Annotated in this window: 2 protein-coding genes; both read left to right on the top strand. The window is 38.6% G+C overall.

All coding sequences use genetic code 11. The annotated features are described in order from the left end of the window. A partial coding sequence (locus CH76_RS13790; RefSeq protein ID WP_161769905.1) for a helix-turn-helix domain-containing protein occupies positions 1-125 on the top strand: 125 nt, incomplete at its 5' end. Next, on the top strand, positions 126-1748 hold the full coding sequence (locus CH76_RS13185; RefSeq protein WP_036147300.1) for a sensor histidine kinase KdpD: 1623 nt from the start codon (positions 126-128) through the stop codon (positions 1746-1748). Positions 1749-1756 lie beyond the last annotated feature (8 nt).

The raw sequence follows: 1756 nt of genomic DNA, 5'->3' as shown, positions 1-1756 counted from the left end.
AAGATGATAATACAATAATGGTACATATTCGTAAGCTCCGCGAAAAAATCGAAGTAGCGCCGAGTAAGCCGAGCGTTATTGTAACAGTGCGAGGTATTGGTTATAAGTTGGTCGGTGAGCGTTAAATGAAGCAGATGAATTTATTAACACTACGCTTTGTTTCGTATTTTACATTATTTTATGTTGCGATTATCCTTGCCTTTTTTATTACACTTGTTATTGTTTTTGGTTATGAGAATCGCAAGCATAGCTCTGATATATTATTGCTAGAGCCATTTGAAGTGACTGATAAAGTGGAGCAGAAAAATGATGGTACATGGATTTTTAGTGAAGGATTTGAGCGTCAGGCAAGGGACAATGATGGTGAACTCTATTTAATGACACCAAGTTTAACGTTACTTACGACTACGGATGAAGCCTGTGCACTATGTGAAGCGGATTTTACACAGCTCTCAAATCGAAAATTAAAGCGTTGGGATGTGGATGATAATATAGTATATTTTGTCGCCAATGATCCTTTTGAGGGGCAACAACAAGCGATGGTGCAGGCTGTACTAAGCAATCAGTTCTCAGCTGAGCTTCAACAAACCTTAGAAAGTACAAATACGACGGTTGAGCATTACAAAGAAGGTGAGCGTGTTGCCTTTATTGGCGAACAGCTTAGCTTATTGCGCCCAGTTGATTTTGTGCCAACGCAATTACTAACGTTCGAGCATAAAGAAAATCGCAATATTATCGCACAGGACGATGGCTCCTTTGTGGTACTTCGAAGTCCTAATGAACGATATCGTACCTTTGATCAGCTAATGGCTGATATTAGTAAGATGGGGCTTGTCGTCTTTATCGTTGTTCATATCCTACTGCTTATTGGTGTAATCATTATGTCGTTAGTTATTTCGAGCCGCTTTGTACGCCCCGTACGTTATATTTTATCGCGTATTGAACGTCTTGCTCAGTTTGATTATGCGAAGCCTTCTAAAAATCCGTTATATAAGGCAAAGACTAAACGCCTAAAACGTAAATATAATTTATATCAACCTGTGGATGAGTCTTTAAATAATTTATCTACACGCCTTGCTTATAATGAACGTCAAATTAAAAATAGCGAAAAGTTACGCGAAGAATGGATTACTGGTTTGTCACATGATTTAAAAACACCACTCAGTTCAATTTTTGGTTATTCAGCTATGCTTAACTCAGATTATGAATGGTCGCAAACAGAGGTGCGTCAATTTGCGGCAACTATGCAGGAGAAGGCAACCTATATGGATGCACTAATTAAAGACCTAACGTATACGTATCAATTAAAAAATAAAGCCGTTACGCTTACGCGTGAAATAATTGATTTGACCGAGTGGCTACAGCAATTTAGTGATGAGGATGTAGAAGTAGAGGTGACAGCACCAGCTGTTATTGAAGCGGATAAATTATTAATGCAACGTGTGTTAGATAATATTATTACGAATGCTAAAAAGCATACGCCAGTAAATACACGTGTGCTAGTAAGAGCAATGAACACGACCATTACGGTGCAAGATTTTGGTACGGGCATTCCGCAGGAGGAGCTTGATAATTTATTTGAGCGTTATTACCGAGGAACTAATACTACAAGTAATAGTAGCGGTACAGGCTTAGGGCTTGCGATTACAAAGCAACTTGTAGAGCTACATGGCGGTACGATTACGGTTTCTTCTAATGATACCGGTACTATTTTTACTATAGACATACCAAAAAATCACGACCGCTAATATAGCAG

The organism is Lysinibacillus sp. BF-4, assembly GCF_000743635.1.
Classification (GTDB): domain Bacteria; phylum Bacillota; class Bacilli; order Bacillales_A; family Planococcaceae; genus Metalysinibacillus; species Metalysinibacillus saudimassiliensis.
The sequence above is the reverse complement of the archived record's forward strand: the minus strand, read 5'-3'. Positions and strand labels throughout refer to the sequence as shown.

What these genes read in the sequence shown, in the direction of transcription:
- CH76_RS13185 (WP_036147300.1), top strand. Translation starts at nt 126, where the DNA reads ATGAAGCAGATGAATTTATTAACACTACGCTTTGTTTCGTATTTTACA.